Raw genomic sequence first — 25,728 nt, 5'->3', positions numbered from 1 at the left:
CTGCTCGCACATCAGATGCCGAAGCGGCGGTCGAGATCGACGAAGCGGAAGCTGAGCTGCTCGGTCCGTTCGCGGTGCTGCTCGGCTTCGGCCGCGCGGTCGGCGGTGAGTTCGACCTGCTCGATCGTCGCGGGCGCGAGCGGCTTGATTTCTTCGGCGAGGTCGCGGGCGAGGACGGCTTGGATGTAGCGATGAGCGGACATGTCGGAACTCCCTGTTTGGAAGTCCGTCCTACGCAGCCTGGGCCGCGCGCTGAACTCGGTTCCCACCGAGGCTGACGGCTCGTCCTCCGGCCGTGGTTAAGCGGTGGGTAACGGCGCGGGCGCGGCTTGATATGTCTGTCCCGAAACAACATCGGCCGGGTCACAACCCGGCCGATCCGTTCGCTTCAATGATGGTGTGTCGAGGTGCTGATCAGCAGCGCCGCTTGGTGGTGCCCCACTTCTTCAGCGACGACCACACCCCGCGGGTGAGGCGGAAGCAGTCGACCGGGGTCGACGATCCAATCGACTCGAAGCGGTGCAGCTCGACGCCGGTCCATTGGAAGCCGCACTTCTCCAGCACGTTGCGCGATGCCGGATTGATCACGCGGGCGGCGGAGATCATCTGCTTGGCGCCGTGCACCTCGAAGGCGAAGTCGATCACCGCCCGCGCGGCTTCGGTGGCGTAGCCGTTGCCCCAATGCTGCACGCCGAGCCAGTAACCGAGCTCCGGGGCGTCGCGGTCGCTCCAGTCGACGCCGACCAGTCCGATCGGCTCGAGATCCTCGGCCTCGATCAGAAACACGCTGTCGCTGCTCTTGGGCAGCGCGGTCACGAAGCGCGCGGCGTCGTCGCGCGTGTAGGGAAACGGCATCCGCCGGGTCATCTCGACGACGCGGCGATCGTTGGCGAGCGAAGCGATGGCCTGGACGTCCGCGAGAACCGGTTTACGCAGCGTCAGCCGCTCGGTCTCGAGGACGCAAGGTCTCGCCTCGCGCAACGAGGGCGTGGTGGTCGGGATCTCCTGCAACATGGCGGGCTCCTGAAGGTGCGCCGTGAAAGGTACGCAAAGAAAAAGGGGAGGCCGGTTTTCCCGCCTCCCCTGGAGCCCTTAGGTGTGCTCCGCCGGTTTGACAGGACCCGGCGGACACATATTTTTGTCCACCGTCTATTCGGCCGCCTGCATCGCAATCGGGAGTACCGATACGTAGGTGCGGCCGTTGGCTTTGGCGCGGAATTCGACACGGCCTTCCACCTTGGCGAACAAGGTGTGATCAGTGCCCATGCCGACGTTGAGGCCGGGATGCCACTGAGTGCCGCGCTGACGCGCAATGATGTTGCCGGGAATCACGTGCTCGCCGCCAAACGCCTTCACGCCGAGGCGCTTGCCTGCGGAATCACGTCCGTTGCGCGAGGAACCGCCCGCCTTTTTATGAGCCATGGCTCGTCTCCAAAATCCGAAATACCTTTTAGATGAATCCCGTTACGGAATCATCCCGCTTTTTTGTCACGTCTGCTGCGCGCGCCGACTTACTCGGCTGCTTCCGCAGCCGGGGCCGCCTTTGCGCGCTTGGCGCGGGGGCCGACCGAAGGCTTCTTGCCGTCGGCGAGGATCTCGGTGATCCGCAGCACGGTGATTTCATCGCGGTAGCCGCGCTTGCGCTTGGAGTGCTTGCGACGACGCTTCTTGAACGCGATCACCTTCGGGCCGCGCTTGTGGTCCAGCACTTCGGCCGCCACGGTGGCGCCGGCCACGGTGGGCGCGCCGAGAACCGGGGTGTCGCCGCCCAGCACGAGCACTTCGCCGAGCTGGATAATGCTGCCGACGTCGCCGTCGAGCTTGCCTACTTCGAGCACATCTTCCGGAACGACGCGGTACTGCCGGCCGCCGGTTTTGATGACTGCGAACATCGTTTTCATCCTTCGTGTTCGATCCCAGCCTCGGTCGAGCCGGGCCGGCTTTTTGGTCAGTCGTTGTGGGTAGCGACCGCGAGAGCCGCCATTTGATGCGAAAGGCCACGCCCTCTTAGGGGGCTTCGGCACGGGCGCACAAAGCAATTCGGCGCAGGACCTGCCCACGCCGGGTGCTCGACTTATACCGGCGGGTCCTCGCCCGTCAAGCCGAAAACGGCAAAAACTCGAATCCCGTCAGACACAAGCAGAAGCCGCGATATCCCGAGCGCGGTGCAACCAACCGGTTCCGTCGCCGTTGTCAGGCGGCTTCACACGGGGGAATACGAATGGCTGAGGACACGCTGACCACCACGACCGCCGGCATTGCTGCGCATGGCTCTCCCCGGCTGCCGTCGGTGGACATCGACACCTACAACATCGAGCTCAAGGACGATGAAGGTTTCCTCGGCGATCGCGCCTCCAAGGGCGCATTCCAGCGCATCCTGGACGCTTCGCGCAAACCGCTGAAGAAGAACGGCGACGATCCGCTCGGCAAGAAAGACACCAAGGAAATCAGCAAGAGCACGCTCGACGAGTTGCTGGTCGGCGACGATGTCGCGGCCGCCGCGCTGGTGCACGGCGCGATCGAGGAATTCGCTCAGGAACTTGCCTATGTGACGCGGCGCTTCCTGAAGACCAAGTCATGGGCCGGCACCGAGTGCATCGTGGTGGGGGGCGGTTTCCGCCAGAGCCGGGTCGGCGAACTGGCGATTGCGCGCTGCGACATCTTGCTCAAGTCCGAAGGTTTCAACATCGATCTGGTGCCGATCCGGCACCATCCGGACGAAGCCGGCCTGATCGGCTGCCTGCATCTGGCGCCGTCCTGGATCTTCGAAGGCCACGACAGCATCCTGGCGGTCGACATCGGCGGCTCCAACATTCGCTGCGGCGTGGTCGAGACCGGATGGAAGAAGGCCAAGGACCTGTCCAAGGCGTCTGTCTGGAAGTCCGATCTGTGGCGCCACGCCGATGATGAGCCGACCCGCGAGGGCGCCGTCAAGCGCCTGACCAAGATGCTGAAAGACCTGCTCGCCGACGCCGAGAAGGAAGGCTTCAAGCTGGCACCGTTCATCGGCATCTCGTGTCCCGGCGTGATCAACGACGACGGCACCATTGAGAAGGGCGCCCAGAACCTGCCGGGCAACTGGGAGAGCAGCAAATTCCACCTGCCGCGCAGCCTGGTCGAGGGCATCCCGACCATCGGAGATCATGATACCGCGATCCTGATGCACAATGACGGCGTCGCGCAGGGCCTCAGCGAAGTGCCGTTCATGCAGGAATTCACGCGCTGGGGTGTCCTGACCATCGGCACCGGCCTCGGCAACGCCCGCTTCACCAACCGCAAGCCGAAAGACAAGGCCAAGAAGGACAAGTCCAAGGATAAGGACAAGGAAAAGGACCGCAAGGACAAGGACGACTGACGACGGGCTCGGCTTATGATCGTTGGCACGGGGGCGGCAAGGCGCCGCCTCCTCGGCTGGCAGCCAATGCGGCAACCGCCGGCCCAGGCCGACAGTTTTATGGCGAAGCCCGATTGCCCCCGCTTGTGAATCCGGCGCGGCTCCCTTAAGAACAGCGCCGACCACAACGGGCCGCAAGGCCCGGTACCGGCGCCGCGGAGAGGTGGCAGAGTGGTTGATTGTACCGCACTCGAAATGCGGCATAGGTGCAAGCCTATCGGGGGTTCGAATCCCCCCCTCTCCGCCAATTAATTCCTGATCCCAATTCCGGTAAAAGGGCCCGAAACCGGCCCGTTTCACGCTTCCCGGCGCCTCAAATCGAGGCCAAGTGCGTGTCTGTACCAACGGAAGTACCCAAGAATGTACCCGGCCCCGGCGAGGCTCAGGCGCCCCGCGGGCCGACCTATTTGACCGGCGGCCCCTCGGGCTGGCGGTTTCAAATGCGTCTGCCGATGCCCCTAGGCGGCGATTATGGACTTGCAGGGTTCACCCCTATCGTTCGGGCTCAGCTGGGCCCGCGGAGCCGCGTCGAAGCCCGGCGATTGGCGCAACAGCTCGCTTCGCTGTGCCAACTGGTCTGTTCGGCGCCGGTAGATCGGAAGGGGTTGAAAATGGAAGGGCCATTGAGCGTTCCGGAAAGCGATCTAGTCAGCCAAGTCGTCGAAGCATGTCAGCTTGCGATCGCAAAGGCCATCGCGCATCCCGATCAGGCCATCGGGTTCGCCAACGGCTTGAGCTCGGCGTTGACGTCTCTGCAGCTAATCCAGTCGGAAGTTGCCAAGGGCGACGCTGGGGCCCCGGTGATCACGCAGAATGCCGATGCGCTGGCGCGCAGTGCCCTGGTCGACGTCCTGAAGCTGGCGTCCCAGCCCGCCAGTGCCCTCGAAGCTCTGGCGAAGGTGAGAACGTTGCTCCGACCACCCTGGACCCGATCGCCCAGTCGATCGAAATCGAGCAAGCCGACTCAAGAGTCCTGCCGACCTTCGGCGAGGTTTCGCAGGCCTACATTGACATGCGCATCGAGCGTGATGGCCCCGATCACGCCGACATTTCGACTCTTGTCTTACGCCGCCAGACGTTCATCGACGTGATCGGCGATCGACCCGTAGATCAGTATTACCCCCGCGATTTGCAGACCTACGTCAATCGGATGCAGCACTGGCCGGCGAACGTCGTCAAGCGCGGCGATATGCAGGGCGGGTCGACCCTCGACACTCTCGAAGCGAATCGGCAGTTCGAAATCGCGCCGGCGATGGCCAAGAAAACGATGGCCGATGGCTATCTCGCCAACATCCGCACGATGATGCGTCACGGCATACAGGACTGGAACTACCGAGATCCCTTCGCGGGCGTCAGGCTCTCCTATCCGCAGGCCTATCGTGCTTCTACGCCGCGCGAGGGCGTCAGCAAGAACGTGACGAACCGCGTCTTTTGCATGGGAGTCCAGAGTGGATTGCTGGATGAGGCGATCATGCCGCTGTTTGCCAAGCTCACGTCCCGGCGATTGGGTCTACTGACCTATCTTCAGGGACAAGACATTCGGCAGAAGGACGATGTCTGGGTGGCTCAGACTGCGGGCATCGTCAAGGTGACGGACAAGGTCACCGGTAAGGTGAAATGGCGCCGCGTACCGATCAAGACCGAAGAATCGATGCCGTACTTCGTTCTGCACAACTTCCTGGTCGAGATCGGGTTTGTCGATTGGGCGAGGGCTCAGCCCGGTTTCATTTTCAAAGCGGCGCATGAGCACTCCGATCCCGCCAAATACATGTCCAAGACCATGCAGAATTTCCTGCGCCGCTGCGGTGCGCAGGGCGGCGAGGTCTTCCATTCTCTGCGCGGGGACTCGATCCAAAAGATGCGGACCGACAAAGTCGACAACCGAACCCGCCGTTTGCAGTCCGGGCACGAACTCGGCGACGAGCATGATCATTATGGCTTTCGCGCCTTGTCGTCGGAGGAGTGCGACGAACTGGCCAACAAGCCGCTGCAGGCTGGAATCGACTGGGATGTTTTCAGAGAACTGGATTTCGACGCGATGGCGAAGCGCCGCCGAACCCGCGGACGTCGGCCGAAATTGGGATAGGAGGCCAGAATGCTAACAAGCGAGGCGAATGCTGCCATGCAGCAGCAGCGACCCCATCGTTCCCCTGGCTTGATGGGCGCGGATATCCATCGTCAGCAACGGCTGCTGGCGTCTGTCGCCTTCATGGGAAAAGGTGGAAGCGGAAAATCCACGACCTGTACCAATATCGCCATCGTCGCGGCATCGGCAGGCCTTCGAGTCGCAATCGTCGACGCTGACCCGCAACAGTCGGCGTTCGCGTGGCGAGGCCGGCGCGACACCAATGATATCGCGGTCGCCCGCTATCGGCTCGAGCATCTTGAGGAGGCCACCGAACGGGCGCGTTTGGCCGGGATTGACGTGCTGCTCATTGATATGCCGCCAGATCTTCGGCGCTCAGTTGCGGCGGCTCACTACGCCGACCTTGTGCTGGTGCCGATGCGGCCGACGCTGTTTGATGCTGTCGTCACGAGAGGCATCATTGCGAAGCTCAATTCGATTGGGATACCGCGCGGCGTCCTGATCAACGCCGCGCCGACGAAGAGACTGGGGTACGAGGCGCCCATGGTCAGAAGCACGGCAAGCATTCGCCGACGTGGAGCGACGTCTCTGGAAGGGGCAGATCACCCACCGGCTGGAAGTTGCGCGTGCGACGGTTAGAGGCGAAGGAGAACACTGCCGTCTATTGGCTGGAGCAATACAAGAAAGGACGCGGCCCTGCGCCAGCGCCTTTGAAGAATTGCCCTTGGTGCGGCGGCGAATTGAAGAAGGATGCATTCTCGCTCCAACCGACGGCGGCGAACCCTCAACGCCTCGATCTCCGCTGCTATGAGGTCGATTGCGCATTCTCCAGCGACAGTCGGCTTCCGATTGTCGTGGTCGACGAAGAGATTTATCGGCGCCTGCCGGCCTTCATGATCGCCACCGTCGACAAGTTTGCCAACGTCCCCTGGGAAGGACGCGCCGGCGCGTTCTTCGGACACGTCGAGCGTTACGATCAGACCGGATTCTACGGCGCCGCGGAGACTGGGGGTACGCGCCTGAAATCCGAACTGCGCCCGATTGATCTCATCATCCAGGACGAGCTCCACCTCATCTCGGGACCTCTCGGAACCGTGGCCGGTCTCTATGAGACAGCGTTCGATCTTCTCGCCTCACGCAAGATCAACGGCGAATGGCGGCGGCCAAAAATTGTTGAATCGACCGCGACCGTCCGCCGCGCCGAAACCCAAATCCGCAATCTGTTCGGTCGAGAACGAACAGCGATCTTCCCGCCGCCCGGTATCAGCCGCGACGATTCGTTCTTCGCCAAGGCCGATCGCGAAACACCCTCGCGGCTTTACGTCGGCGTGGCGTCGCCGGGTCGCGGTCCGAAATTGGTCTTCCTGCGCGCCTTGCAGACGTTGCTGTCCGGGGCCACAGCGTTGTCGAGCGGCGGAAGCAACGATCCCGCCGACCCCTATCTGACCGCGTTGTGCTACTTCAACGCCCTACGTGAGCTCGGCGGTGCGCGCCGAATTGTTGACGACGAAGTGCGTGCTCACCTCACCAATTACGGCCGCAGCCGCACTCGCCGCGAACCGACCGGCGCACCTTTCGCTGATCGTGTCTTGCGCGAAATCCAAGAGCTGACGTCGCGATACTCGACCGACCAGGTTTCGGAAGCCCGGGCGCGGCTGGGATTGCCCATCTTGGACAAGAACGCTGTCGACGTCGCCATGGCGACCAACATGATCTCCGTTGGTCTCGACATTGGCCGGCTCGGGCTGATGGTGGTTCAGGGTCAGCCTAAAACTGCGGCCGAGTACATCCAGGCGACCTCCCGTGTTGGCCGCGAAGGTAAGAAGCCCGGTCTTGTGGTCACGCTACTCAACATCCACAAGCCGCGGGACCGGACGCATTATGAGCAATTTCGCGCCTTCCATCAGAGTTTCTATCGCGCGGTCGAGGCGACGAGCGTCACGCCCTTTGCGCCCCGTGCCCTTGATCGCGCATTGGCAGCGACACTGGTCGCCGCTCAAAGGCACGTCGCGCCGAGCCTGACCAAGAACAAGGATGCGGACAAGGTCGCGAACGAGCCCACCGCCTATCAGCGCGTAAGATCCGTAATCCAAGCCAAGATGCAGGTCGCCGATCAGGACAACGCCGCAATTCAACGATGCTTGGCTCGGCTGGATGAGCTGGAGGATGCCTGGATCAGGATCGCCGACAAGCAGACCCGCAACGGCGATGATTTTGCCTACGCCAATGAAGAGCCGGTTCGTCGGCTGCTCCAGGTGCCGTTCGAGCAACAGCCAAATATGGATCCCGAGCGCGAATGGTTCATTGCTGGTCGCTCCATGCGCGATACCGAACCAGTCTCGCTGCTGAAGCTCAGGAAGCCGGATGGCAGCTCTCTCGGATAGTGAATGACGAATGGCCGACATTACCCAGAACTTTAGCCAACTACTGCTGACCTACGGTCCCGGCGCCATGATGGACCTACCGGAGAACGCGGTGGTCGTCGCCGGTCTCCAGGATTGGGACTACAAGGGGTCGAACTGGAAGCCCGTCGAGGAAGAGCGGCTCGTTACTCTTTTGAAGCAGCAGCTCGGAACGAAGCTGAGTGGCACCTTTGGAGGGTTGCGTCACCCCCCGATGTTCGACGAGGACCGCCGCGACGCGAATGCGCCCGGAGTAGCTGTCCGGTTGTTTCCGTGTTGGTTCCTGGTCAACGAAGCGCCATCGACCGCCGCCGCTCCGGCTCCCGCTTCGGCCAGTGAGAAACGCCGGCGCATGGTCGAGTTCTCTGAGCTCGATGTCACGAGCGGTGGAAAGCTCTCTTACACGGGCAGCGGGACCAAGCTCGGCGTGAATCCAATTCGTTTTGTCGGGGCTTGCACCAAGGGTCATCTGCAGGACATCGGTTGGCGTTACCTCGCACATCGTGGCAAGGACCAATCCTGCCGAAAACCGCTATACTGGGTCGAGCGCGGCGTCAGCTCTGATCCATCCGACATTTCGGTTCAGTGCACCTGCGGTGCCGCCGTCAGTATGGCTGATCTCTACAAGCCGCAGTTCCTCGGCAAATGCCAATGTCACAGCCCCTGGCTGTCGCCGCTGCGGGATGCCAATGAAGCCTGTAATGATGACCTTCGCCTGCTGCCGCGGTCGGCCACCAACACCTATTTTCCGCAGACCGTGACGGTTATCTCGCTCACCAAGTCAGACGATCGACTTCGTCAGACAATTGCGCAGCAGAAGTCTACGATCGATAGCATCAAACATTTGCCGAACTTCATCGAATTCCTAAAGTCTGGGCTTCAGACAAAGGATGACTTCAAGGAGTTTTCCAACGACGAGATCCTGAAGGCTATTAACGAAGGACAGGAAGGTGGAGCAAATCCGAGCGAGGATCCCCGTATCGCTGAATTCGACATGATGGCGAGCGGCGCACCCGTGATCGGTAGCGATAGCGCCGGATCGTTCTTTTATGCCGAGACGTTGCCAGCGCTCGCGCTCGACTTGCAGTCGCCTTGGAGCGAGTTTCTAAGAGGCGTTGTTCGGGTCCACCGGCTGCGCGAAGTCACATGTCTCTATGGTTTCACCCGGCTGGAGCCACCCCCGACGGCAGCAGAAAGTGAGCTCGACGAAATTCAGCTGACTGTCAATGGCGCGGACCTCGCCCGGAATGTCGAGTGGCTCCCCGCGATCGAGCAGCTCGGGGAAGGAATTTTCCTTCACGTCGCGCCCGAATTTCTCAAGCAATGGCTAGAAAGCAGAGAAATCGTTGCCAAAGCGCTGACACTGCGCGACCGGGAGCGCCGCGACGCCCTGAGATTCAATCGATCTCCTAAGCATCGTGGCGCTGCGTATTGGGCGCTGCATTCTCTTTCGCACGCCTTCATGGCCGAACTTGCACTCGAATGTGGCTACCCGCTCTCTTCGCTAAAGGAGCGCGTCTACTCAACCGGGCCCGCACAGGCGGATCGCTTCGGCATTTTGATCTACACCTCGACAGCCGGCGGTCAGGGAACGCTCGGAGGCCTCAGCCAAATGGCGGAGCGCGCGGGCGAGTCGCTCACGCGCGCGCCGCGACGCCTAGCATTGTGCTCGAACGATCCGATTTGCGCGGAGCACAGCGACGGAAGCGAAGAGTACCCTTTGCAAGGGGCCGCGTGCCATGCCTGCTTGCTCGTTCCGGAAACCTCTTGCGAGGCGCGCAATACGAGGCTCGATAGAGGATTGCTCACTATGACGGTGTTAGGAGATGGAAATCCATTGCTCGCTTAGAGCGTGATGTCGTCCGTTGTCCTACTCTTGAAGCTTGCGGCTCGGGCTACTTGCCGCTGTCCTGTGCGTGCGCAGATTGATTATTGATCCAGTATTGCGGATGGCGAACTACGAATTCGAGCCGCATCTCGTCGGCCCCTTATGAACTTAGAACGGCGAATGGTTTGGAGAAATGCTGATGCCAGAATTGCTGGCCGTCCCTGAATGGACCGAGATACGTCAGAAGAGCGGACTAGACCCGTTGGGCCTTCAGGCCGCCAGCGTTCGGCTCTATCAGTCGCTGCTGCCGGGAATCAGCAACGTGACCTTGAGAACCCGGTACTACGGCCTCTACGCATGGCTGAGCGACGCCTACGCGAAGGGTAAGCACGATGCGGACCGGGAGGCCTGGAAGCGGACGGTTCGACGGTCGGAGGCGCTCTATGCGCTGACCGCTGCGCGGGCGAACCAGAAGGACGAGGCGGGGGAGACCGGGGTTGCCGGCATCCTTTGGGCGCAGCGGCTATTCTCGGAGCACAAGTCGGGAGCGATCGAATTCTCCGCCTTCGCCGATCCGGGCGGGGACGGTGTGCCCTACCTGAAGCAGGCATGGGGCGCGTTCGGCGCCGCCTATGAGAGCCAGCTTCGGGAAACCGGTGTTCTGGGGGCGGCCGAGGAGCACGACGTGCCGGTGCCGACCGAAGAGATCGGCGATGAGTTGGCGGAGACCTTCGATCACGCCGCCGGCGAGATCGGCACGAAGTTCCAGCGGATCGTCCTGTCCGGACGGGTATCCCTCTCCGCGCTCGACGATCTCGCGCCATTGCTGCCATCGAAGATCGGGGCACAGAGCCGGGAGCGAGGCGCCTACGAACGCATGCTGTTCGCCGAAACCGCCGCTGCGAACGATCGGGACCGGTCCAGGCGAAAGTCGCTGATCCTGGCGCTGCGGCTGGCCCTGCATCTCGGCCGGGACATCAGCCCCCAGGACGTCCGCTGGATCCTGTATGCCGGTCAGGATTGGGAGGGCGGCCCCTTCGAGATCGACGATCCGTCCCTGTCCCTTCAGCGGAAGCGGTGGTGGGCCTACCAGGCCGGGGATCTTGGACATCTCGCTCTCGAAGCCTTGCTGAAGTGGATGCTCGACGAGCTTGAGGGCCATCCGTCGGGCCTCACGCTGAACCAGCTTGTCGAGGCGGCGATCGAGTCGATGGAGATCCAGCATGCTGGCTGGCCGAGCACGTGGCGCGAACTCGTCGCCGAGCTTCCAAAGGCCAAGAATCCTCTGTCCGAGAGCGAGCCGACGTCGGAATGGTCGCTTTCCGGCGAGATCCTCCAGGCCGGTACGAAGGAGCAGCGCGCTCCGGTCCGAAGCGCCCAGGCGGCCGTCGAGATGATGGCGGTGCTCTGCCATCAAATCGCGCCGGACCGGAAGTTCTTCGCCGAGCAGCACGGCGGTGACCATGTGGACGCGCCGGCGCGTTCGTTCGCGACCGAGCTTGCGTTCCTGGACGGTCTCGATGGGGTGACCATCCAGGACATGCTGGTCGCCTTTTTGAAGAAGCGGATCTTGCAGCGTCACCTCTGGGTGGCGATGCGGAAGCTGCAGTACCAACGGGACTATAACTTCCTGGTCGAAACGCATGATGGACGGCTTCACCTGAGAGCAAAGGACGGGCCGGTCGAAACCACCCCCCGGCTCGGACCCGCGCTGACGTTCCTCCGCGACATCCACCTCATGAACGAGGATGGAGTGACGAAGCGCGGCGAGCGACTGGCGGGCTTGTCATGAAGCTCTACGAAACCTTTCAGGATGGCGGATTTCACACGACCCTGATGACGTCGTTTTGCGTCGAGTTCGACGCGTTCGAATCCATCGTGCTAAACCGGCTCCGCAGCGCCGGCTGCCGGAACATCATGCTGGTCTGCGACGCGGACATGCTCGCCCTGACGCTGAGCGGCGGAAGCAACAATCCGAAACACGCGGGAAGCGGATACCTCGTCGCGAGGGCGAGGACCAAGGGCGTCTTCCACCCCAAGGTCATCGTCCAGATCGGAAGGAAGCGCGGTCGGCTGATCGTGGCGTCCGCCAACACGACGGCCTCCGGCCTCGCCGGCAATCTGGAGATCGCCGCCGCGGTCGAATGCGGTCCGGAAGACAGCGGCGCGCGGCGCTTGGTGCTCGCAGGATGGCGTTACGCCCTGAGCTTCCTGGATGGCCGCCAGACGGCGACATCCGACAAGGTGCGCTGGACGCGCGACAGGTGTCCTTGGCTGGAGGGAGATGCCGCAGGCGAAGAGACGGTCGACTTGGCCGACGGGACCAAGGCGGCGTTCGTGACGTCCGGAGGTACGACAGGCATCGCGGCGAAGTTCGCCGGCCTAGTCGAAGCAGGACGACAAATCGATCGACTGGCGATCGTATCTCCCTACTGGGACGACGAGCTTGCCGGGCTGGATGCGCTCCGCTCGATGCTGCAGCCGAAGAAGACCGTGCTTCTGATCGACGCCGATAGGAAGGCGTTTCCTGTCGAGGCTCTTCTCTCCGGGAAGTCGGAGATCCAGCTTTCCGACCTGAAGAACTTCGATTCCAAGCTCCTGCCGGAGAAGAGCGCACGGTTCATCCACGCGAAGATGTTCGTGGCCACCGTTGGAAAGACGGATCACGTGCTGATCGGAAGCGCGAACTGTACCTTCGCGGCACTTGGAAACGCGGGTGCGCGGGGGATCAACGAAGAGGCGTGTCTCTACCGCCGGCTGCCGGCCGGCAAGGTCTTCGACGACCTGGGCCTGACGTCTCTTCTGGAAAAGGACCGCGCTCTCGCAATCAGCTCCGTGCCGAAGCCGGTCAAGGAGGACGAACTCCCTCTCGAAGAGGTGGCGGAGAATGATTCCGGCGTCTTCGAGGTGATGTACGACACCCTCCATTGGTGGCCGCCGGCCGGCAAAACCATCGTGCGGGCCTTCGATCAGGGCTCGGCCCGATTGGAGCTGCTGGACAGCCGCGGCGAAGTCCAGTCGACCGAGATTGATCCCCTGGCTCCTTCCGACGACGAGCGACGCTTCCGGCTCGGAGCGTCGGCTGAGCATCCATCGTTCGCAAGATTCCGGCGTCAGGACGGAACACATACGTGCCTCGCGATCGTCTCGCACGTGAACGAGATGAGGGCGCAGACGCGTGATCCATTGACCACGCAGGCGGAGCGGGCCGTACGGGAGCTGCAATACGACGACGATGAAGGGTTGTGGCTTCTCGACGTCTTCCAGACCTTGGCGGCACCGCCGACGAAGGACACTTACGTCATCCTCCAGCCTCCGAAGCGGAAGCGCGTCAACGACGCGCCAGCCGGGTCTGGACCGACCATGCTTAGCTACGAAGCCTTCATGAAAGGCCGAAGGCGCGAGATCAAGAAGAGCGAGGCGGAGCGTAACGCGTTGGCCGACAGCAGCACGTCTTTCGTCAGGGCCGCGCTGAACCGCCTGCTCCTGCTGGATTCGGCGCCGCCGGCAGATCTGACTGAGGACACTGAAGAACAGGAGACAATCATCGCCCTGGGCCGTGGGGACGAAACGGCCGACGCCTCGACAGGCATCGAAGAAGGCTTCGAGCCGGAGAAGCCAAACACTCCTACGTCAGGTCCTGCTGCGGAACGGAAGAAGAGGTTGTCGGACGTCAAGTCGATCGTTTCGGCGGTTGATGCGTTCACGACTTACCTTCGCGCAGGCCAAGAAGATCTCACCGAGGTCGACATGCTCCGCCTACGGGCCATGTTGATGATCGTGACCGTCGCCGGCTGGCCCGGTCCGGAAGCATCTCCGTCGTACAAACCATCGCTGATCCAGGTGCTTCCCTGTCACGATCAGGCGCAGACGGAGACCTGGCCGCGGTTGATCGGTCGAATTCTGGCGGCCATGTATCAAGGCCCCAACGCCGCGATCAGGCGCCTGAAATTGGACCTCAGCCAGGAACGGATTCCCGACGATCTACTTGAGGCGATGGCGTGCAGCTACTGGACGGCTAAGGCGGCCGTGGCCGCAGCGGCATCGAACCCAGGATGCAGGAAACTCGTCCCGCATCTCGCATCTTTGCCTTGCGTCATCGCGTCCATCCACGGGTTGTCTCCGGAGGAACTCGCGGCGCCGGCCTATGGCGATGTTATCATTGGGCTAGACCGTCGGTTTGCCGAGCGGTTGAGAATACCACCACTCGCCGTGCACACGGCGCCAGGCCGAATCGTCGAAACGGCCTAAAACTCAATCCGCCAGCTGCCCGACATTCGAAGTCGCGCTCGTAGGAGGCTCAATCTATGCTGGATAGTCCTCCTGAAGCTTCCCCTTGCGAGGAGCCGGCAAGGTGGACGGTTACGTCGTTCGCCGCGTCTCTGCCTTCCTGAAATCACCGAGGGGAACTCTGCCAAATAGGACCGGCGCGTAATCCGCTATCACGATCGGCATCCAGCCGCCTTCGCCTGTCCGGACGCTCGGCAACTCAGATCTTTCTGGATGGCAGGGTGAGGATTTCCCGCCTGATAGGGTGTCGGTCTCGACCGACTGATCGACCGTCGAACTTTGAACGCAGTTCATCTACGACATTGCCTCCCAGCACGGCGACGTTTCGCGGATGTTCTATCAAGTCCGCCATGAGCTGGCCGACCGACTGCCACTTCAGACGTCGTCCGCTGCCGCCTCTAATGGCGCCTCGACCGTCCACCAATTCGATGAGCTTGTCCTGCGCCTCGGTTGAAAGCCCGACCGCCTCCTTGGTGTAGAGAAATTCGCGCCCCGGCAGCGACCAGACATCGTTGTCGTTGAAACGGTTCGGATCGGCCTGCGGCAGCACCGCAGGGACGCTTTGGAGGAAGTTGGGATCGCAGGTTTCGACCGACGACCAGTGATCAATCTGGATCGTGTCGCTGACGGCTTGTAACCACCGGCTGGCAGCGCCGTGGAAAGAGAGCACCAGCTCGCGCTTCGCCCTTGTCATGCAGACATACAGTTTGCAGATGTCGCGAAACTGCTCCTCTTCCGGGGCGTCGCCGGCCGGCAAGACGTCCTCGCAGCAGTTCACTACGATTAGGACGTCGAATTCATAACCCTTCGTTTGTTCGAGGTCGGAGAAGACCAGCGTGTCCGCGCTCGGATCGTAGGCGCCGTCGAGGGCCGTCACCCCGCAGTGCTTGGCGTATTCGTGGACATCCCTGGAGGAGAACCCGGCGAAGGCGATGCAGATGTTGCGGGTACCCATCCGATCGAGGTGGGTTCTGGCATAGCAACGGGCGAAGGCGATCTCCTGTTCGAGGGATACGCCGGAGAGAGCCATCGGAGCCGGCCCCGTGAAATTCGCGAACTGCGGATCGAGGACTTCCAGATCACCGCTTTCGAACAGTTCGTCGTGGAGATTGAGCCGCAGCAGTTCGTATGCTGCCGACAGGATCTCGCGGCTGTTGCGGTAGTTCCGCCGAATCCGCTCGCGCACGACGTCCTTCAGGCCGGCGTCCGAAAGGGACCGATGCTTTGGGAGCACGGTCTGGGCGACGTCGCCGCACAGGAAGATGTCGTTGGGTCCGGGAGGGACCAGCAGTCTGACGATGGAGAGTTCGGTCGTCCCGAAGTCCTGGGCCTCGTCGACGAGGATGTTCGTGTATTGGGGTCCGATCTGGCCGACGTGGGCGGCCAGCGCGGAGGTCAGGCCCAGATAGTCGATCACGCCGACGGCGCGCATCTTAGCCTCCCACCCCGCAAGGGCGAAAAGGAGATCGCTACGCCTTTCGGCGACCACGGGGAATTTGCGCCCCTTTCGGTCGATCGGAAGATAGGCCTGCCGGCCGTCAGGTTGGACGGCGGACCTGATCCAATCGAATTCCTCCCGGACGTAAGTTTCGCCGCTGACGTTCCTTGCGTTCATTGACTTGTGGAGAGGGAGGATCGGAGCCGCGTCATGATTATTAGCCCAGCACCGATAGTACTCGCGGAAGATTTCGTCGACATGCTCGCTGAGCTTCCACGTGACGTCGGCGTAAAGTTTCTGATTGGCCGGCTCAAGCTTGGCCAGCATGGACTGTGCTAGTTCGAAGAACGACGTGACCACGATGCGGTCCGGGATCGCCTGGTCCGGGCAGGCCGTGTCGACGAGCTGGTTGAGAAGGCCGGCGAGGCTTCGATTGAGCGTCAGCAGCAGCACCTTGGAGTCGTCGTTCTTCGCGAGCCGGAGCGCGCGTCGGACGGCGACGCACGTCTTTCCCGACCCCGAGACGCCCGATAACTGGCTGGTCCCCGGATAGTCGGCATTGACGACCGCCTCCTGCTCGGGATGCAGGAAAAGGAACCAGTCGTGCCAGGCGGATCGCCTCTCGAAAGCCCGCATCCACTCTTCGTACTCGGCCGAACCGACCTTGATACGACGTACGTCTTCGCCGTCGGAGACCTCGAGGATTTCGTGCTCGCCCAGCACCTCGACAGGCGCCATGCGTCCAGAACTCAGATCGATATGGGCTTTGGCCCCATCGACGTTGCCTTCCAGAAGAAGGCAGAAGACCTTGCGAAGCAGCTCGCCTTTGGTCGGCTCCGCCACGCTGTCGAGAAGACTGTCCAGTTCGTCGCCGGTGCAATTACCGTCCAATCTGGATAGACTAACGACCATCCTCCGCGGTAGACCCTCAAGAAGGGTGTCCCCATAGTCGTCGCCAAGCATGTCGACGAGCGGGGTCGTATGTTGGCGCACTAGGCTCAACCGCCCGCCCGTTGGCACGCCGCTCACTCCAGGCACCCGATAAAGCTGCGCGTCCTTCACGCCGATTGTTTCGCCCTTGTGGGCTTCGAGCCACGACTGGTGTCATCGTGGTCACCGACGAACAGGAACGTGCACGTCTTGTCGGTCTGACTTGTGACTAGGCGCCAACCGCCACCAAGGTCGTACTTCACGCAGTTCTTGATTCTGTTCTCACCGTTATTGGTGACCGGAAGCTGAGCGAAAGGATCCTGATCGGTCAGGCTTCCAAGCACAATTTTGACCTTCTCCGCGCGCTTCTGCAGCTGCCCTCCTGATAGCCACGCGCGATTTAGTGCTTTCTGAAACTCTCTAGTGATGAAATAGGTGATCCCGTTCCGGGTACAGCCCGGAGGTCGGATTTAGATACTAAACCAATGCCCATCGGCTCCTCACAACGTCCTCCTTCTTCTGTCTAACGGTGTCGTAACGCAACTAATTTTTATCCAATCACTCGAGCCTATTCATTGACATTCTCCTCCATCACCTCACTGGCCGATGGTAACGGCGAATGCCATTCTGGCCAGCTCAATAGACGAGCGCGGCCAGTTCCATTGGCCCAACCGCAGACCAAAATGTCCTCTCGCCCAAATGTCGGGAGATTTCGATCCGGGGTATCCAAGGTCTGGAGCGGAATAGTTCGTCGACGTTGTTGACGGCAGCAGATTGCCACTGTGGCTTGAGACTAATCTACCAGACTAGATTGGTGGCTCAAGCCGACAAAGCTCGTTGTGGCGTGTCGTTTACCGTGCACAGTGTCGGCTTTGTGCGAAGCAGCCACGATTCCAGCCGCCCCAACAGCCGCGTCCACGATGTTTCGTTGCAGCGTTAGAACAATCCTGGAGATTGTGTCCAAGCTGCCAGAGTGTATCTTTGCTGGAAGCGGGAGGCGGTTCCGTTATCTTGCGTGCACCCGCGACCTCGGAATGGGCCTCCGGAAGGAGGTCGCGAATAGGCGCCGATTCTGCTTTCCATGGCTTTCAATGACGGCCCTATCTGTGATGAAAGCTCTGATCGATGAATCAAAGGTCTCTCTTCTGGCGGCGGCGCAAAAAGCAACGGTAGGAGATTGACGAGGCTCGGCCTTCATTTCTGGGAAAGGGTGTGCGTGACGTTGTTCTGATCATGGAGCCCCAAGTGGATTGTTGAAAATCCCGGACTAGAGTCGCGCCTGATCCAGAAATGAACTGTAGTCACGATCTCGCTTATCGTCTGGCCAACTGCTCAAAGGAATCACCGACGAATACGAACGGCGCCCATATCTCCGGCCGGTTTAGATATTCTGAGCTTTTTGCCATTTCGATCATTGCTTGTTGCAATGCTCGCGCACGGCCGATCTTTGGATCCTCCGACATTCTTGCGAATGTGGAAGTCATCAGCTGCACTGTTGCTTTTGAATCCACCGCCCAATGCGAGACTAGCAGGGCTCTTGCCTGGGCGTAGAGAAATGCTTGGGCAAGGCCGGAAAGGGGCTCCTCGCCGTGCTTCAATCCGCCGGCGGTGTTGCAGGCCGACAGCACGATCCAATCGGCGTCCAGCCTGAGAGTGGCAATTTCGGACGCGGACAGAAAGCCATCGTCCTCTTCCGAGGCCGTCGGTGGAGGCGTCAAGATAAGCCCCGCGTCCGTGGCTCCACTGACCTGATCGGCCAGCGCGGCATGGGTTGCGAAGTAGAGAATCCTGTAGCGCTCGAGTTCGCCGATGCGGCTCAGATGTTTGACGATATGCTCGGTCGCCCTTGCGCCGAGCCAAACGTCCGCTGGGTCTGCTTTGAGATTGCCAGCAATCTTGCAGAGTTCGTCGGCCGTTTCGGGCAGAGGCGGTTGCCGCCGCAATGTGGCTGCGTCGAGGACCGGAGAGCGAGCTTGCAGACGCTCCGCGGCTTCGACGGATGTGGCAACATGAAATTGCCCGACCGTAGCGCATGTCTCGCTGTTCTTCGCCTCCCTCGCCAAGCGGGTCGAGTTCGGATCGTCGGATTTGCCGTCCAGTAGTGGATTGCCGAAACCCGCCATGGTGCGATTGGCGCGCGATGGGTTGGCAGCCATCCTCAACGCGAGAAACGCCGACACCGATGGAACGACAGATACCGGACTTGACTTCACGAGCCATGCGACGTCGCTGGCGCCATCGGTCGCTCGCGGCCGTTGAGTGACAAGCACCTGCAGCGGCAGGCTGGACAACGCCCCACTGGGGACCAGGATGATGTCCCGGCCCAGCAGGTCATTGCTGAGTGGCCCAAACAGCCGGTCGAACAGACGGGACGCCCGTTGAGTGTCGAATGGGAGCGGCCGGTGATCAAGAAGGTCATCATCGGTGTAGCGCAGTCCGAACGCCGAACAGCCGAACCCCCGATCGGCTTTCCACGATGAGGTGTCCAACCCGCATCTGAGCGCCGCGATGGTCTGTTCGACCGTCTCGCCGATGTCTTCGATCCGGTTCCAGCTCAGTCCATCGTTGCGGACCGACCAGACATAGACCAACGCCGGCTCCGAGCCGTTCGCCGGTACGAACAGCGGTAGCACCAAAGTCTCGTCCGCATGCAACACCTTCTGCAACGATTCTATTTCGACCGAAGACGGAGCGGCAATTCGTAGGTATTCCGGTCGATCCGTCGCAAGCAGTCGATCCAGTTCGATCAGCTGGTCGTCAATTGCGTTCATCTCAGCGACGATAGTGGTAGATTGGCTGCTGTTGGAGGACCAAGTTCCGCCTCGAACGGCGACGTCGCGTTGCTCCTTCAAGGTTCGCCATCGCGCAACGAGATCTTGTCTTGTTCGGAAGTTATTGGATGATGCGGTCCCGCCCATCGCGCTCGCGCGCGCGACCATTTGCCGGATGGACTGGCTCGCGCGCGAATCTAGAACCCATTGTGCCTTCTCGAATGCTTTGGAAGCCAAAAGGAGCCGCGACGAAGGCTGCTGGTTGCTCAATCGGAAAGCGGCTTCGACATAGCCGTAAAACGCATCGACATTGCCGATCATGCTGACGGATTCTGAGGCAGCGGGCAATTGAGACTGGTATCGTTTGGTTTCTTGTTGGATTGCGACGCTGTCGTTGATCACGGCCTCCCAGAGGTCGGCCGCTGCCGCCCAGTTCTTTCGCATGAAATGAATGCTGGCGAGGCCCTTTCGGGATCGATTGCCGTAGTCGCGGTCGGACGCCTCGATCGCGAGCGCGTCTTTGAAGGCCACCTCGGCCTCGTCCAACCGGCCCTCGCTGAGCATAATCTCGGCATTGTCGAGTCTCATCGGCAGGAATGCGGGGATGCGGCCGCCGCGTAGATCTCCTGCGATTGCTTCGTTGTTCAGCTGCTCAGCCTCGCCAAGTCGACCTTGCGACTTGTAAAATGACGCCAGACTGCCGAGGAGCAACGGCAGATCCCTATGGTGCGGTCCGTAGTTGTTCTTCACCAGTTCGATGGCTCGGCGGTGGAGTGACTCGGCCTCCTTCAGATTACCGATGAGTTGGGCTATTCCGGCTCTGCCCCGCAGTGCGTGTGCTTGCTCCAGAATGGCCGCTTCTCGCTCCGAGTCCGCCAAGCTATCGCCTCGGGCGCTCACGCTCGACAGGCCAATGATCGCGAGCAGCGCCAGCATCTGGGCGGCGCGACCGATCGTTGTTGTGCTAACGGCCAACATCGGCTTGCTGCAACAACTGTTGGGCCTCCTGGAAGCGTTGGTCCATCAGCAAGGCAGTTGCCAAATCCTTCATCGCATCCTTGGTTCGCGAATCGGTCCCGCCGAAGGCTTGTTTGGCGATGTCCAGGCTCCGGCGGAAGGTCTGTTCGGCCATTTGCACATTTTGCCGGACCAGATAGATGGTGCCGAGATCGTGCAGAATGGGAAGCAGGTCGGGGTGCGATGAGCCCCGCGCGGCTTCAGCTTCGGCGAGCTGGGATTTGGCGAGCAACAGAGCCTGACCGAAATCGCCGGCTGCAATCAGGTCGGTGACCTTGCTGCGGCCGCCGAGCCCCGCCCATTCCGGCTGTGCATGGCCTGCAACGGGTAGACAGATCGCAAACGCGACGATCGATAAGCTGAGCTTAGATGATAGTTTTTTGAATCGCTTCATAAGCAGTGCCCCAATTCTGAATGGCCTCACACCAAAGCGGCGCGTATCAATCTGGTTCTCTGGTCCCTCCGGGCGTGCCAGGCCCCGAGCCGTCGGGCCGCCCCTTGCATCGATCGATCGGTCCGCGATAAGGGCCGAAGCAGGACTTCTGCACTTTGCTGGTCAGAACGATGTAACGCAGCTCGTCGTCCTCGTTCAGAACGACCGGCTGGTCGGCGGCGATCCGGTCGCCGGCCTTCAACAATGGATTTGAGCAGAAGATCACCACGATGGTGGTCTCTGCTGCCCTGGACGGTGAGGCGAACAGCGCGATCAGCGCGACTGCCCCCATCAGGATGACGTTCACGACGGCGCTCCTCGTTCGGGAAGATTGTTGGCTTCGGCTGACGGTCGCCGCAGCTGCAGCCAAAGCGAAAGGCGTCGCCCCACGGAAGCGATCGTGACTGCTGCGGCCGCAATGAAGATCAACCCCCCCGTTGGAAACTCGACGTTGGAGGCCGTGTAGGCGATCAAGCCGATGAGGCCGAGGGCTATGGCCGCAGTCTTCGGTACCTTGTGAATGCCCGGCCGGAGACAGACGAATGCGGACAGGAAGAATATTGCCAAGACGAGCCAGTCCGGCAAACTCCTGACGTCGCGATCACCGTCGATCCGTTGAGCAATTGCCTGGGCATGGATCATCAGCCCGGGCATCAGCAAACCGCCGGCCGGGTTCAGCGGCGTTTTGTGACGATCCCGATCGTCCAGGGTTGCGCCCACCAGCACGATCCGCCCTTTGAGCAAGCTCGCCTCTACCTCGGATAAGAGAGGTGATTTGCTGTCCAGGTCGGAAGGAGAATGCCGCCTGACCTGGAGCTCCGCGAACAGTGGCGTCGCTGTGTCGGGCGGGGAGCGCAGCCAGGCGATCCTGGTTGTGCTTGGCTCGTGTGGATGTCCCGCCATTCGCGCGGTCACGGCTGCAAAGCTGTCGCGTGCCGGACTTCCAACCTGGGACTCGCCCACATAGCGGATCGTTGCGCTGTCCTGGACCATCAAGCCGGTCCGGTGCTCCAGCCAGACGTGCCCGGCCTTGCAACCGGCTTGGGCGATGAAATTCTCTTGAGCTTGGATCACCTCCCGCAGCATCCGCGGGCGGGTCGAGCTTGCGACGTAGCGATCGTCGATTGTCCCCCAGACCATCGGTACCGCGGTCGCTCTGGTAGCCGCGACTAGCAGCGCGTCCTCGGGTGACGGCCGATCGACCAGGATGTCGAGGCCGATGACTTTCGGAGAGGCCCGCGCAATCTCCTCGATCAATTTGGCCAGCAGTCGCCGCGGTATCGGCGAAACGTAAGGATAGTCCCTCAGCGTATCCTCGGTGATCGTCACCAGCGCAATATCCGGCCGCTGCCGGGGCGCCCGCGGCGAAAAGGAAGCGATGCGATAGTCGCCCAGGAAGTTTTCGACAGGGTCTTGATTGGCGAAGTCGAGGTCGCCCAACAGCTGGCCGGCAACAGAGAGAATGGCCGCTATGAGTATAGCGCCCGATACTGAAATAGAATTTCGCTTTGCCGGAAATCCGTACATCGAAAATGGAATTGTAACAGTCGGAGCAAAAAGCCTATCAAAGCATAGTGGTGGATTCCGGTCCTGCCAACCGGCTCTTTCCGGCATGACCTGTAACGAAGCTCAGCACTTCGGCTATCGACCGCTCATAGCGCGGCCTACTTGATCGCAGCGTCAAGAAGCAGGCGAACACGCGCCTGAACCGCCGATCGCACCGATGCGACGACTTGCTCTGGAAAATCGGTTGGTAGCGTCGCTAGAACAGCATCGGTTGTTGCGACCGCACGTCCGGCGAGGTCCTCGAATAGACTGCGCATCAGTTGGACGCCAACGCTGGCGAGGCCCGCGGTCTGTATGAAATGACGCGGCACGATCTCCTTGACTAGATAGTGTCGGTTATTTCCGACAGACATTGCGAGCTTGAAGGCCTTTTGCTGGATCTGGCCAGTGTCGAGGCTGGGTTGGGCGGTCAGCACGTCATAGAGTGGGGTGAGACGGAAGCGTCCACCGGGGCTGATGGCGATGCTGAAATTCTTGGCGTGGCCGTCGGTGGCGCCCAGCATCCAGAACAGGATGCAGGCACGCATGAAGGTGGCGATATCCTCGTCCGGTTTATCGCTGCCCTTCAGCAATTCGATGATGTCACGCATGCCGGGACCGCCGTCGGACTGATACTTACGCGTGGGCGGCACGGAGAGTGCCTGGCACATATCCTCCTGCGGCAGCCGCAACATGCGTCCGTCCTTCGTCCAGCGCCGGTCGAACCGCTCGACGACCAGCGTCCGCCGTCCCCCAAAATCAGCGATCTCCGCGTTGGCTGTCGGGACGCCGAGGGCGGCGAGCAGCTTGAGGCAGAGGTATTCGTTCTCGACGCTGTTCGAGAGATCGACGCCATTCGGCAGTTGCCCGATCTGGGGCTTGAGGATGTGCGTGGTGGCGGCAGTGCCGGACGGTTTGAGCCACCGGCCATCGACGCGCAGCAGAGCGGTTTTCTCTTGGGCGCCTGCGATGGAGATGCGAAAATCCTCATCCTCGCCCATGCCCAGCGGTGCGCTGGCCAGATTGTTGATGATCGCCGCGACTTGGTCGTCGCTGACGGGCGTGCCGTCGATGGCGCCGGGCGAGCCTGGGTCGACGCCGTCAGGCAGGAATTGCAGCGCGCCCACACAATCATGGCCTAGCGCGGCAAGCAGGCTGTAGGCATCGATCCCGTCGGCGCCGACGCGCTCGGCGACGCGTTTGCGGATCGCATCGCTGTCAGGAAGTAGATTGTCGAACACATTGATGACCGGCGCACCGATATAGCGGTCTTCACGCAACGGAAGCGACAGCGACACCGGGAACGTGTTTTCCCAATCCAGCCATCCGCGCGCGTATTGGAAGTCGATAGCGCCAGTCGGTTCGCGGCGTAGGACGCCGACGAGCCGACCGTTCAGGAAGACGTTGAGCGGCACATGGGTGCGCTTGCGCGCCATCTCAGAACAAGTCCTCGATGTCTGCGGGCGCTGCCTTGCTCCGGGGCCGGACGACGAGTTCGAGATCGAGTGCCGACAGCGCGGCCATCAGGGTCCGCAGCTGGATCGCGGGTTCTCCGGCTTCGAGGCGGGACACCGTGGCTTGGCGCAAATGGATATGATCGCCGAGCGAGCCTTGGGTCAGGCCGGCCTGCTTTCTGGCACGGCGCAAGATGGCGCCGAGTTGCTTCTCGTTGCGGGCGATCTGGTCGGTCATGAGAGCCTCCCAGATCATAATACGCGCTCGCGTATAATTTGTCAATATACGCGCTGCCGTATATGTTTGCATAATACGCAAACGCGTATATCAGCACAATATACGGCTATGCGTATGCCCAATTGCGCGTTGAAACCGTACCTGAGCTCCTCTCCCCGCAATCGGCCGGACGCTGCCAAGCAGCCGGCCTTATATGGTTAACCGGCCATTAAGCATCGCCACGCGAAAACCACCTCCTGTGGGGCCCCAGTACGGCTCGGACTGGAGAACGCAATGACCAGCTTCAAGCTCGGCGACGAGGTTTGCAGAGACAACGGACGACGCGGCGTCATCCGCGCGATCTTTCTGAACCGGGAAGCGGCGCGAATGTGCGCCGTCGAGACCAACGGCGCGCTGGATTTCATCGAAGCGTCGAGACTGTCGGTGCCGTCACGCGCCGAACTTGCTGCTTGATCACCAATGTCGGCCCCGCCGGCATTGCAGACCACAGGGCGTTCCGGAGCCCCTGCCCCAATCAATACCCTGGATGGCGGCGCCACCGGATCGTCCCGCGGAGACTGTCCAGCTGGTCGTGGCCAGTGCCCTGACCAGCCACTCTCACGGATTGACGCACCGCGATTGTCACATCCCGGGCGTGATCCGTCGGGCCGGGTCGCCCGCCGGCCATCAAGTCGGGACATCCCTAACGGCTGGACGAGTCGACAAGCTAGCAAGTGATCAAGCTGCATCTTAAGCAAGCTGACCTGCTAGCAAGCTCGCAAGATTGCAAGCTCCAGAGCAAGCATGCTTGCGCGCAAGCACGTCCCCAGATCATGCAAGGGTGCGGGCTGGTCCGACCATCAGGCTCCCCACCACAGGCTTTGGAACAGGCGCGCCAGCAAGCAAGTCTGCTCGCGATCAAGCTAGCCTGCATGCTTGCTGGCCTGCGAATTTGCTAGCTTGCTGACCTGCTAGCTTGCAAATTTGTGAGCGACGCATCGGGCTAACCAGCCATCAAGCTAGCAATTCAGCAAGCGAGCATCGCGCGGGCGGTTGCCGCTACCGCGCACGGCGCCTGGACGCTCGGTGAGGCGACGGCGCTACCAGGGAGGACGGCGCCAGATCTCCCGGTATGGACTTCGGGGGGGTGGTTGCCTGGTGGGATGGCGCCTGGCAGGAAGTCGATGAAAAGGTCCTTGCCTTTCGCCACTGTACCCCTAAATGTACCAAGGTTCGTACCAGCGGCGTCGCGCGAAGCGAGAAACGCCCGGAAATTGGGTCGAAGTTAGAAATTGGCGTCGAGTCCCTCCCTCTCCGCCATTAGCCTGACGACAAGTCCCATCTTCCACTACCAGGATGCATAGCTGCATCGGCCGGCTTGGCCGTGCGGGCGGTACCCTTCGTGCATCGCAAGCTCCAAGCGCCGGCTTGCCTGCTCGTCGGCGTTTGCGTCTTTTTAAGGTTAACGAGGCGTTAACCTTTTCCGCGCCAGGAAGGAGATCGGGCTGGATGCGTAACACCGGCTCTTTTCGGAGAGTGTGTGAATGAACCAATTCAAGCTTGGCGACGAAGTCTGCAAGGACAACGGACGGCGCGGCGTCGTCCGCGCGATCTTCGTGAATCGGGATGCCGCCCGGATGTGTGCGGTCGAGATCAATGGCGCGCTGGATTTCGTCGAGGAATCCAAATTGTTGCCGCAGCTGCGGGCCGACCTCGCGGCTTGACGCTCCCACTTGGCCCGCCTCGGTGATGCGTCAGCGAGGCGGCTATTCTGAGCTCCCCCAAGATCGACGTCTGCGAAGTTCGAGCTCGCCCAGCGTGAGTGAGTGATCGTCGGATCACGCGACGAACGCGCTCGGCCAGTTCTGCTGCCGTTGTCACTTCATTGACGGCCCAAACCGTTTCGCTCGATCGTTGGCGCCT

General features: G+C 61.4%; 20 protein-coding genes and 1 tRNA gene. 10 read left to right on the top strand and 11 right to left on the bottom strand.

Going from position 1 to position 25,728, the window contains the following annotated elements:
- Window positions 1-11: 11 nt before the first annotated feature.
- The 4 genes from VRZ08_RS14995 to rplU form a co-directional block, all read right to left on the bottom strand.
- On the bottom strand, window positions 12-203 hold the full coding sequence (locus VRZ08_RS14995; protein WP_107342418.1) for a hypothetical protein: 192 nt from the start codon (window positions 201-203) through the stop codon (window positions 12-14).
- Window positions 204-414: 211 nt separating this feature from the next.
- Complete coding sequence (locus tag VRZ08_RS14990) at window positions 415-1,014, bottom strand: GNAT family N-acetyltransferase (RefSeq protein WP_107353782.1); 600 nt, start codon at window positions 1,012-1,014, stop codon at window positions 415-417.
- A gap of 135 nt (window positions 1,015-1,149) precedes the next feature.
- On the bottom strand, window positions 1,150-1,422 hold the full coding sequence (gene rpmA / locus VRZ08_RS14985; RefSeq protein WP_011155727.1) for a 50S ribosomal protein L27: 273 nt from the start codon (window positions 1,420-1,422) through the stop codon (window positions 1,150-1,152).
- An 89-nt stretch (window positions 1,423-1,511) separates the two neighbouring features.
- Complete coding sequence (rplU, locus tag VRZ08_RS14980) at window positions 1,512-1,892, bottom strand: 50S ribosomal protein L21 (protein WP_107353781.1); 381 nt, start codon at window positions 1,890-1,892, stop codon at window positions 1,512-1,514.
- Between the two features lie 329 nt (window positions 1,893-2,221).
- On the opposite strand from rplU, the gene VRZ08_RS14975 reads away from it, so the two are divergent.
- From VRZ08_RS14975 to VRZ08_RS14940, 8 genes are all read left to right on the top strand, one after another.
- Entirely contained in the window at window positions 2,222-3,355 is a 1,134-nt protein-coding gene (locus VRZ08_RS14975) for an ROK family protein (protein ID WP_414533053.1), read from the top strand.
- A gap of 196 nt (window positions 3,356-3,551) precedes the next feature.
- A tRNA-Ser gene (locus VRZ08_RS14970) sits at window positions 3,552-3,641 on the top strand.
- 765 nt (window positions 3,642-4,406) lie between these two features.
- Window positions 4,407-5,480, top strand: coding sequence for a hypothetical protein (locus tag VRZ08_RS14965; RefSeq protein ID WP_414533052.1), 1,074 nt, complete (start codon window positions 4,407-4,409; stop codon window positions 5,478-5,480).
- A 36-nt stretch (window positions 5,481-5,516) separates the two neighbouring features.
- Window positions 5,517-6,119 (top strand): ParA family protein, encoded by a 603-nt coding sequence (locus tag VRZ08_RS14960; protein ID WP_414533051.1) that lies wholly within the window; start codon window positions 5,517-5,519, stop codon window positions 6,117-6,119.
- Window positions 6,107-7,864 carry a helicase-related protein gene (locus VRZ08_RS14955; RefSeq protein WP_414533050.1) on the top strand — a complete coding sequence of 586 codons (1,758 nt, stop codon included), beginning with the start codon at window positions 6,107-6,109 and terminating at the stop codon, window positions 7,862-7,864. The genes VRZ08_RS14960 and VRZ08_RS14955 overlap by 13 nt, the downstream gene beginning before the upstream one ends.
- A 10-nt stretch (window positions 7,865-7,874) precedes the next feature.
- Complete coding sequence (gene drmB, locus VRZ08_RS14950) at window positions 7,875-9,731, top strand: DrmB family protein (protein ID WP_414533049.1); 1,857 nt, start codon at window positions 7,875-7,877, stop codon at window positions 9,729-9,731.
- 178 nt (window positions 9,732-9,909) lie between these two features.
- Complete coding sequence (locus VRZ08_RS14945; protein ID WP_414533048.1) at window positions 9,910-11,502, top strand: hypothetical protein; 1,593 nt, start codon at window positions 9,910-9,912, stop codon at window positions 11,500-11,502.
- On the top strand, window positions 11,499-13,961 hold the full coding sequence (locus VRZ08_RS14940; protein WP_414533047.1) for a hypothetical protein: 2,463 nt from the start codon (window positions 11,499-11,501) through the stop codon (window positions 13,959-13,961). Before VRZ08_RS14945 ends, VRZ08_RS14940 begins: the two co-directional genes overlap by 4 nt.
- 238 nt (window positions 13,962-14,199) lie before the next feature.
- Here the strand turns inward: VRZ08_RS14940 and VRZ08_RS14935 are convergent, their stop codons facing one another.
- From VRZ08_RS14935 to VRZ08_RS14905, 7 genes are all read right to left on the bottom strand, one after another.
- A complete protein-coding gene (locus tag VRZ08_RS14935; protein ID WP_414533046.1) occupies window positions 14,200-16,500 on the bottom strand; it encodes a UvrD-helicase domain-containing protein in 2,301 nt (766 codons plus the stop codon).
- A gap of 1,181 nt (window positions 16,501-17,681) precedes the next feature.
- Window positions 17,682-20,117: a CHAT domain-containing protein gene (locus VRZ08_RS14930; protein ID WP_414533045.1), complete on the bottom strand. Its 2,436-nt coding sequence runs from the start codon at window positions 20,115-20,117 to the stop codon at window positions 17,682-17,684.
- Window positions 20,104-20,550: a tetratricopeptide repeat protein gene (locus VRZ08_RS14925; protein ID WP_414533044.1), complete on the bottom strand. Its 447-nt coding sequence runs from the start codon at window positions 20,548-20,550 to the stop codon at window positions 20,104-20,106. Before VRZ08_RS14925 ends, VRZ08_RS14930 begins: the two co-directional genes overlap by 14 nt.
- Before the next feature lie 46 nt (window positions 20,551-20,596).
- The gene (locus VRZ08_RS14920; RefSeq protein WP_414533043.1) at window positions 20,597-20,896 is read right to left on the bottom strand and encodes a hypothetical protein; all 300 of its coding nucleotides are present in this window, start codon (window positions 20,894-20,896) and stop codon (window positions 20,597-20,599) included.
- The gene (locus tag VRZ08_RS14915; protein ID WP_414533042.1) at window positions 20,893-22,029 is read right to left on the bottom strand and encodes a CHASE2 domain-containing protein; all 1,137 of its coding nucleotides are present in this window, start codon (window positions 22,027-22,029) and stop codon (window positions 20,893-20,895) included. Before VRZ08_RS14915 ends, VRZ08_RS14920 begins: the two co-directional genes overlap by 4 nt.
- A 224-nt stretch (window positions 22,030-22,253) precedes the next feature.
- Entirely contained in the window at window positions 22,254-23,570 is a 1,317-nt protein-coding gene (locus VRZ08_RS14910; RefSeq protein WP_414533041.1) for a type II toxin-antitoxin system HipA family toxin, read from the bottom strand.
- 1 nt (window position 23,571) lies between these two features.
- Window positions 23,572-23,826: a helix-turn-helix domain-containing protein gene (locus VRZ08_RS14905; protein ID WP_414533040.1), complete on the bottom strand. Its 255-nt coding sequence runs from the start codon at window positions 23,824-23,826 to the stop codon at window positions 23,572-23,574.
- A 273-nt stretch (window positions 23,827-24,099) separates the two neighbouring features.
- Here VRZ08_RS14905 and VRZ08_RS14900 point away from each other — a divergent pair, with 273 nt between their 5' ends.
- Window positions 24,100-24,279, top strand: coding sequence for a hypothetical protein (locus VRZ08_RS14900; RefSeq protein ID WP_414533039.1), 180 nt, complete (start codon window positions 24,100-24,102; stop codon window positions 24,277-24,279).
- A 1,070-nt stretch (window positions 24,280-25,349) separates the two neighbouring features.
- Window positions 25,350-25,529, top strand: a complete 180-nt coding sequence (locus VRZ08_RS14895) for a hypothetical protein (RefSeq protein ID WP_107342404.1) — start codon at window positions 25,350-25,352, stop codon at window positions 25,527-25,529.
- The last annotated feature ends 199 nt before the right edge of the window (window positions 25,530-25,728 follow it).

This window comes from Rhodopseudomonas sp. G2_2311 (genome assembly GCF_047501505.1).
Lineage (GTDB): Bacteria > Pseudomonadota > Alphaproteobacteria > Rhizobiales > Xanthobacteraceae > Rhodopseudomonas > Rhodopseudomonas palustris_H.
This window is presented reverse-complemented; position numbering and strand designations above follow the sequence as displayed.

Bases quoted from the DNA above. Each gene is read 5' to 3' on its own strand.
- VRZ08_RS14965 (WP_414533052.1), top strand. From the start codon at position 4,407: ATGCGCATCGAGCGTGATGGCCCCGATCACGCCGACATTTCGACTCTT.
- VRZ08_RS14995 (WP_107342418.1), bottom strand. From the start codon at position 203: ATGTCCGCTCATCGCTACATCCAAGCCGTCCTCGCCCGCGACCTCGCC.
- VRZ08_RS14900 (WP_414533039.1), top strand. From the start codon at position 24,100: ATGACCAGCTTCAAGCTCGGCGACGAGGTTTGCAGAGACAACGGACGA.
- VRZ08_RS14925 (WP_414533044.1), bottom strand. From the start codon at position 20,550: ATGAAGCGATTCAAAAAACTATCATCTAAGCTCAGCTTATCGATCGTC.
- VRZ08_RS14910 (WP_414533041.1), bottom strand. From the start codon at position 23,570: ATGGCGCGCAAGCGCACCCATGTGCCGCTCAACGTCTTCCTGAACGGT.
- VRZ08_RS14940 (WP_414533047.1), top strand. From the start codon at position 11,499: ATGAAGCTCTACGAAACCTTTCAGGATGGCGGATTTCACACGACCCTG.
- VRZ08_RS14930 (WP_414533045.1), bottom strand. From the start codon at position 20,117: ATGTTGGCCGTTAGCACAACAACGATCGGTCGCGCCGCCCAGATGCTG.
- VRZ08_RS14990 (WP_107353782.1), bottom strand. From the start codon at position 1,014: ATGTTGCAGGAGATCCCGACCACCACGCCCTCGTTGCGCGAGGCGAGA.
- VRZ08_RS14975 (WP_414533053.1), top strand. From the start codon at position 2,222: ATGGCTGAGGACACGCTGACCACCACGACCGCCGGCATTGCTGCGCAT.
- VRZ08_RS14895 (WP_107342404.1), top strand. From the start codon at position 25,350: ATGAACCAATTCAAGCTTGGCGACGAAGTCTGCAAGGACAACGGACGG.
- VRZ08_RS14945 (WP_414533048.1), top strand. From the start codon at position 9,910: ATGCCAGAATTGCTGGCCGTCCCTGAATGGACCGAGATACGTCAGAAG.
- rplU (WP_107353781.1), bottom strand. From the start codon at position 1,892: ATGTTCGCAGTCATCAAAACCGGCGGCCGGCAGTACCGCGTCGTTCCG.
- VRZ08_RS14905 (WP_414533040.1), bottom strand. From the start codon at position 23,826: ATGACCGACCAGATCGCCCGCAACGAGAAGCAACTCGGCGCCATCTTG.
- drmB (WP_414533049.1), top strand. From the start codon at position 7,875: ATGGCCGACATTACCCAGAACTTTAGCCAACTACTGCTGACCTACGGT.
- VRZ08_RS14960 (WP_414533051.1), top strand. From the start codon at position 5,517: ATGCAGCAGCAGCGACCCCATCGTTCCCCTGGCTTGATGGGCGCGGAT.
- rpmA (WP_011155727.1), bottom strand. From the start codon at position 1,422: ATGGCTCATAAAAAGGCGGGCGGTTCCTCGCGCAACGGACGTGATTCC.